Raw genomic sequence first — 5,996 nt, forward strand, 5'->3', positions numbered from 1 at the left:
GCGCAGCGAGCGCTTAAGAGTGCGCACAAGGATGTGCGCTGCTCTTCCGGGGCCCCTGGGGCGCGCCCTCGGGGTGCCCTTCTCTTGGTTACTTTCTCTTGGGCAAGCAAGAGAAAGTAACTCGCTCATCGGCAGATGAGCGAAACCCCGGCCAACGGCCGGCCTGAATGCAAGAACGCCTCGACGAACGAACACGCGAAGCCGAAACACCGGGCGACCGACCTCGCGGGCACCGGCAGGGCGATCGTGAACCTGCCCTCAGAACGCATTGATCCCCGTCAGCTCGCGCCCCACCACCAGCTGGTGCACCGTCTCGGTGCCCTCGTAGGTGATCACCGATTCGAGATTCAGCGCATGGCGGATCGCCACGTGCTCGGTGGTGATGCCGGCGCCGCCGAGAATGTCGCGGCATTCGCGGGCAATGTCCAGCGCCATGCGCACGTTGTTCCACTTGGCCAGCGACACCTGGGTGGGCTGCATGGCGCCGGCATCCTTCAGGCGCCCGAGTTGCAGCGACAGCAGCTGCGCGGTGGTGATGCGGCGGGCCATGTCGGCCAGCTTGATCTGCACCGCCTGGTTGGCGGCCAGCGGACGGCCGAACAGGATGCGCTCGGCGGTGTAGGCCAGCGCCTCCTTCAGGCACGCCTGCGCCGCGCCGATCGGCCCCCAGGTGATGCCGTAGCGCGCCTGGTTGAGGCAGCCCAGCGGGCCCTTGAGACCCTTGGTGTTGGGCAGGCGCTGGGCCTCGGGCACGCGCACGCCGTCCAAGAACAGCGCGGAGGTGACCGAGGCGCGCAGGCTCATCTTCTTGTGCACCTCCTGCGCGGCGAAGCCGGGCGTGTCGGTGGGCACGATGAAGCCCTGGATGTCGTCCTCCGTCTGCGCCCACACGATGGCGATGTGCGCGAGGTTGCCGTTGGTGATCCACATCTTGGCGCCGTCGAGCACCCAGTCGCCGCCGTCCTTGCGGGCGCGGGTCTTCATGTTGGCCGGGTCCGAGCCGCCGTGCGGCTCGGTGAGGCCGAAGCAGCCGATGACCTCGCCCGCCGCCATCGGCGGCAGGTACTCGCGCTTCTGCTCCTCGCTGCCATAGGCGTAGATCGGGTACATGCACAGCGAGCTCTGCACCGAGGCGAAGCTGCGCAGGCCCGAGTCGCCGCGCTCCAATTCTTGGCAGATCAGCCCGTAGCTGACGCCGTTCATGCCCGCGCAGCCGTACTTCTCCGGCAGCGTGGCGCCGAGCAGGCCCAGGCCCGCGATCTCCGGCACCAGCTCCTGCGGGAAACGGCCCTGGTCGAAGCAGTCGCCGATGATCGGCAGCACGCGCTCGTCCACGAAGCGGCCCACGGTGTCCTGCACCATGCGCTCCTCCTCGGTGAGCAGCGAGCGGACGTCGTACAGGTCGAGCGGGTCGAGACGGGCGGCCATGCGGGGGTTTCCGTGAAGGTGTGGCGAGCCGGTGATTCTAGCGAGCCGCTGCGGCAACTTGTCACGGCATGCCGCAACACGCCCGATAGGCAGGTGCCGGAACGCAACGCATAATGCGCCCGTCGACCGCCGCCCCCGCGACGGCCCGCATGCCGCTCCGGTTCGATTGGACTTTCCCATGTTCAAAGGTGTGTTGCTGGGCTTCGCGTGCTACGCGGCCTATTCCTTCAGCGATGCGTTCGTGAAGCTGCTGGAAGGCTCGCTGCCGGCCTACGAGACGGTGTTCTTCGGCGCCGTGCTGATGCTCCTGGCCCTGCCCTTCCTCAAGAAGCCGGGCGACCGCTGGCGCGAAGTGGTGACCTCCAGGCACCCCAGCCTGTGGCTGCTGCGCGCCATCACGATGGCGCTGGGCAACCTCACCTCGGTGATGGCCTTCACCTCGCTGCCGATGGCCGAGGCCTTCGCGCTGATCTTCCTGATGCCGATCTTCGTCACCATCCTGTCGGTGGTGTTCCTCAAGGAACAGGTGCGCTGGCGCCGCTGGTCGGCGGTGATCGTGGGCTTCCTCGGCGTGCTGGTGGTGCTGCGGCCGGGCTTCCGCCACCTGAGCCACGGCCACGTGGCGGCGATCGTGTGCGGCCTGGTCGGCGCCATCTCGGTGATCGGCCTGCGCATGGCCGGGCCGGACGAGAAGCGCCTGAGCCTCTACGGCGCGGGCGTGCTCGGCCCGCTGCTGATGGGCGGCATCCTGATGCTGCCCACCTTCGTGTGGCCCTCGCTGCACCAGTGGTTCCTGCTCGCCGGCTACGGCCTGCTCGCCGGCCTCGCCGCCATCCTGCTGATGCTCTCCACGCGCCTGGCGCCGGTCAGCGCGGTGGCGCCGACGCAGTACAGCCAGATGGTGTGGGCCATCGTGTTCGGCTACCTGCTGTTCCACGACCATCTGGACTGGCCGATGGCGGTGGGCATCGCCTTCATCCTCGGCGCCGGCCTGTTCACCCTGGTGCGCGAGGAGCAGGTCACCAACTGGTGGCGGCGGACCAAGATCGTGTGAGGCGGCGCGGCCGATCCGTGGCGCGTGGAATCGGCCCAGGCACATTTGAGATGCCTGCACAAAAGTCCGCGGCCTACTCCCTCCCCGGCGTGCAGGGGAGGGTTGGGGAGGGGTGAACACTTGCCTCGAGGCAAGACTTCACCCTCTCCCGGCCTCCCTGACGAATACCGACCTGCACTGCATATCAACAAGAAAACGCACGCCTCTGATCAACCCGCACTCCCCGCAGGCGCCGGCGGCAACGTCGCCCCGGTCAGCGCCGCACGGATCGCGCGCAGCTTGGCCTTGAGCTTCGCCTCGTCGGCGGGCCCCAGGCGGAGCATCAGCTTCTGCCCCACCGAAAGCGACTGCAGGCCCGGGTCGGCGAACTCGTACAGCACCTTCGGCCGCGCCAGCGCCAGCGGGGCGTGCGGCTCGGGCGCGGCGAGCATGTCGTCGATGGCGGCCACCAGGCGGTCGTTGAAGTAGGCCTTGGGATAGCCGAGGTCGCGGTAGGCCTGCTGGAACAGCGGATAGAAGCGCACGTACCACGCCGCCACGGCCTTGGGATCGGCCCCCTCCACGATGCGCATGTAGGGCGCATAGCGGGCCGTGTTGTCGCCGACCGCGAGGCCGTCGCCCGCCGGCCTGGTGGCGAAGGCGCCGCGCGGCGTGCGCAGCGGCAGGATACTGGTGCTGCCGAGGCTCTGCCGCGGCAGCGCGTCCACCGTGGCGACGATGCGCCGGATCAGCTGGTCCGGCCGCAGCAGCGCGCGCAGGTCGCCGCCGCCGGCCAGGGCCGCCAGCGCCTCGCTCACGCCGGCGTCGCTGTTATCCAGCGCCGGCAGCGGCGCGCTCGACGCCGCGGCGGGCCCGGTGCCGGCCTGCTCGATCGGATGCCGAACCGCCGGCGCGGCCGTGGCCGCCGCGGCAGGCGCGCTGGACGTGGCCGCCGACGGCGGTGCGGCCGGCGGCGGCTGCACCGCCTTGCGCCAGATGAACACGCCCGCCGCCACCGCGGCGATCACCACGATGCCTGCCAGCACCGGCCCGACCGGACTCGATTGCCTGCTCACCCTCTCTCCTTAACAGCTGTCCACAATACACTTATGACTTGGCACGGCCGCGATGGTTCACCCCGGCCATGCGCCGGGCGCGGCAGAATGCGTTCCACCACGCCCATGGAACCGCCCATGCCCCGGATCGATCCCGCCGCCGTGCCCGAGCGCCACGGCTCGAACTATCCCGCGCCGTTCCACCAGCATGCCGCCGACCGCATCAAGCAGGCGCTGGGCCGCGCCGGCGGACTCACCGATTTCGGCGTGAACCTCACCCGGCTGCCGCCGGGCGCGTGGTCCAGCCAGCGGCACTGGCATTCGCACGAGGACGAGTTCGTCTACGTGATCGCCGGCGAGCTGACCCTGCTCACCGACGCCGGCGAGCAGCCGCTGCGCGCGGGCGACTGCGCCGCGTTTCCGAAGAACTTGCCGGATGGGCACTGCCTGATCAACCGCGGCGGCGCGACGGCGGTGTACCTGGAGATCGGCAGCTGCCGCGAGGCGGAGGACGTGTGCACGTATCCGGACATCGACCTGCACGCGGATGCGCGCGGCTACTCACACAGGGACGGCACGCCCTACCCCGATTGAAGCCCACGCACGCGCCGGGCGATCAGCCCGCCAGTCTCCACGCGCCGAGCACCCGGTAATCGGGCCGCCCCACCACGCTGTCGATCAGCGCCAGCCGGTCGACCCGCCAGTGCACGGGCGCCATCGCCTCCGGCTCCAGCACCACGCCGCGGCTGTAGGCCACGGTGACGTGCGGCACGAAGCGCCCGTCGAGGTGCGCGCCCAGCCCCGCCAGCGCCAGCGCACGGCGCGAGGTTTCCCACAGCGCGCGCAGCGGCGCCGGCTCGACGGCGCCGCGCAGCACGCACGGCGGCTGGCGGGCGCGAAAACTCGCCACCTGGTCGAGCGTCCAGTCGAACGCCTCCGCGCGCAGGGTGTCGCCCACCGACATCGCGGCCGCGACCAGGTCCTCGCGCAGCTGCGGGTGGTCGCCGAGGAAATGCAGCGTGGCGTGATAGCGCCCAGGGCGCACCCAGCGCGCGTGCAGGGCCGGATGAGTGGCCTCCAGCGTCCGCGCGGCGGCGGCCAGGCGCTCGCGCGTCGGCGCGTCCGGCATCAACGCGAAGAACAGCCGGTGCACTTCGGCGGGATGGTGCGCGGCGCCGAGCAGGTCGGGCTGCATGGGGCCGGGCGGCGGGCGTCGTGCGGGCATGGGCGCGTGTGTGGCGAATCGAGCGGCACATGCTAGCGGGTGGCGCGCCGCGCGAGTGCCTCGGCATGGCGGCGGCGACGTGCGGATCGCGCCATCGATCCGGCTACGTCCGTTTCGGCTACGTCCGTTTCTCGACATGCTCACCGGCCGCTCGGCACACTGTCATGCCCGAGCCCGACGACAGGAACCGCCCATGCCCCTGTACCGCATCGCCGCCTTCTCGAACGGAATGACCGGCGGCAATCCCGCCGGCGTGCACCTCGACGCCAGCCTGCCGCCGGAAGCCGAGATGCAGCGCATCGCCGCCGAAGTCGGTTTTTCGGAGACGGCCTTCGCCGCGCCGCAGAGCGACGGCTGGCGCGTGCGCTACTTCTCGCCGGCCTCGGAGGTGCCGTTCTGCGGCCACGCCACCATCGCCCTCGGCGCGGTGCTGGCGATGGAGCACGGCGAGGGCGTATTCCCGCTGGTGCTGAACCGCGCGCGGATCACCGTCGAAGGCCGGCGCGAGGGCGAAACCTTCAGCGCCGCCCTGCAGTCGCCGCCCACCCACAACTCGCCGGCCGACCCGGCCCTGCTGGCCGAGGCGCTCGCCCTGTTCGGCTATGGCGAGGATGACCTCGACCCGCGCCTGCCGCCCGCGCGCATCCACGGCGGCGCCGATCACCTGCTGCTGGCCCTGCGCGAGCGCGAAGCCCTGCGCGCGATGCGCTACGACCTCGCCGCCGGCCGCCGGCTGATGGAAGGCGCCGGCCTGATCACCATCGCGCTGGTGCAGGCGGAAAGCCCGCGCCGGTTCCACGCGCGCAATCCCTTCGCCTCCGGCGGCGTGTACGAGGACCCGGCCACCGGCGCCGCGGCGGCGGCCTTCGCCGGCTACCTGCGCGACATCGGCTGGCCGCACGGCGGCGCCATCGAGCTGGTCCAGGGCGAGGACATGGGCGTGCCCTCGCTGCTGCATGCGGAGATTCCGGACGAGCCCGGCAGTTCGATCCGCGTGTCGGGCACGGCGCGGATCATGGCCTAAGGCCTGGTCACGATGTGCCGACGACGCGCTGGGGCCATGGGGCGTGTCTTGGTGGTCATGGGTGTGCGGGAACGCAGCGACGTCGCTCTTGCTCGTCGTTCCGGCGTAGACCGGAACCCAGAGCGGTTACGCCTTGCTCGAAGCGAGGTGTTGCCCTGGCCGGCCCTATGGGCCGGGGGTTTCGCTCCCCTGTCGGGGAGCGAGTTACTTCTCTTTGCTTGCCCACGCACG

At 70.8% G+C, this 5,996-nt stretch carries 6 protein-coding genes; 3 read left to right on the forward strand and 3 right to left on the reverse strand.

What is annotated here, in order from left to right; all coding sequences use genetic code 11:
- Positions 1-258: 258 nt before the first annotated feature.
- The gene (locus ACH65_RS12430) at positions 259-1,428 is read right to left on the reverse strand and encodes an acyl-CoA dehydrogenase family protein (protein ID WP_049622921.1); all 1,170 of its coding nucleotides are present in this window, start codon (positions 1,426-1,428) and stop codon (positions 259-261) included.
- Between the two features lie 178 nt (positions 1,429-1,606).
- Here ACH65_RS12430 and ACH65_RS12435 point away from each other — a divergent pair, with 178 nt between their 5' ends.
- Positions 1,607-2,482 carry a DMT family transporter gene (locus tag ACH65_RS12435; protein ID WP_049622922.1) on the forward strand — a complete coding sequence of 292 codons (876 nt, stop codon included), beginning with the start codon at positions 1,607-1,609 and terminating at the stop codon, positions 2,480-2,482.
- A gap of 209 nt (positions 2,483-2,691) precedes the next feature.
- Here the strand turns inward: ACH65_RS12435 and ACH65_RS12440 are convergent, their stop codons facing one another.
- A complete protein-coding gene (locus ACH65_RS12440; RefSeq protein ID WP_049622923.1) occupies positions 2,692-3,537 on the reverse strand; it encodes a DUF3014 domain-containing protein in 846 nt (281 codons plus the stop codon).
- Between the two features lie 117 nt (positions 3,538-3,654).
- On the opposite strand from ACH65_RS12440, the gene ACH65_RS12445 reads away from it, so the two are divergent.
- A complete protein-coding gene (locus ACH65_RS12445; RefSeq protein WP_049622924.1) occupies positions 3,655-4,110 on the forward strand; it encodes a cupin domain-containing protein in 456 nt (151 codons plus the stop codon).
- Positions 4,111-4,132: 22 nt separating this feature from the next.
- Here the strand turns inward: ACH65_RS12445 and thpR are convergent, their stop codons facing one another.
- The gene (thpR, locus tag ACH65_RS12450; protein ID WP_049622925.1) at positions 4,133-4,741 is read right to left on the reverse strand and encodes an RNA 2',3'-cyclic phosphodiesterase; all 609 of its coding nucleotides are present in this window, start codon (positions 4,739-4,741) and stop codon (positions 4,133-4,135) included.
- A gap of 193 nt (positions 4,742-4,934) precedes the next feature.
- Between thpR and ACH65_RS12455 the strand changes: the two genes are divergently transcribed.
- The gene (locus ACH65_RS12455; protein ID WP_049622926.1) at positions 4,935-5,765 is read left to right on the forward strand and encodes a PhzF family phenazine biosynthesis protein; all 831 of its coding nucleotides are present in this window, start codon (positions 4,935-4,937) and stop codon (positions 5,763-5,765) included.
- The last annotated feature ends 231 nt before the right edge of the window (positions 5,766-5,996 follow it).

It is taken from the genome of Frateuria defendens, assembly GCF_001182895.1.
Lineage (GTDB): Bacteria > Pseudomonadota > Gammaproteobacteria > Xanthomonadales > Rhodanobacteraceae > Frateuria_B > Frateuria_B defendens.

Coding starts and splice junctions, on each gene's coding strand:
- ACH65_RS12430 (WP_049622921.1), bottom strand. CDS start 1,428: ATGGCCGCCCGTCTCGACCCGCTCGACCTGTACGACGTCCGCTCGCTG.
- ACH65_RS12435 (WP_049622922.1), top strand. CDS start 1,607: ATGTTCAAAGGTGTGTTGCTGGGCTTCGCGTGCTACGCGGCCTATTCC.
- ACH65_RS12445 (WP_049622924.1), top strand. CDS start 3,655: ATGCCCCGGATCGATCCCGCCGCCGTGCCCGAGCGCCACGGCTCGAAC.
- thpR (WP_049622925.1), bottom strand. CDS start 4,741: ATGCCCGCACGACGCCCGCCGCCCGGCCCCATGCAGCCCGACCTGCTC.
- ACH65_RS12455 (WP_049622926.1), top strand. CDS start 4,935: ATGCCCCTGTACCGCATCGCCGCCTTCTCGAACGGAATGACCGGCGGC.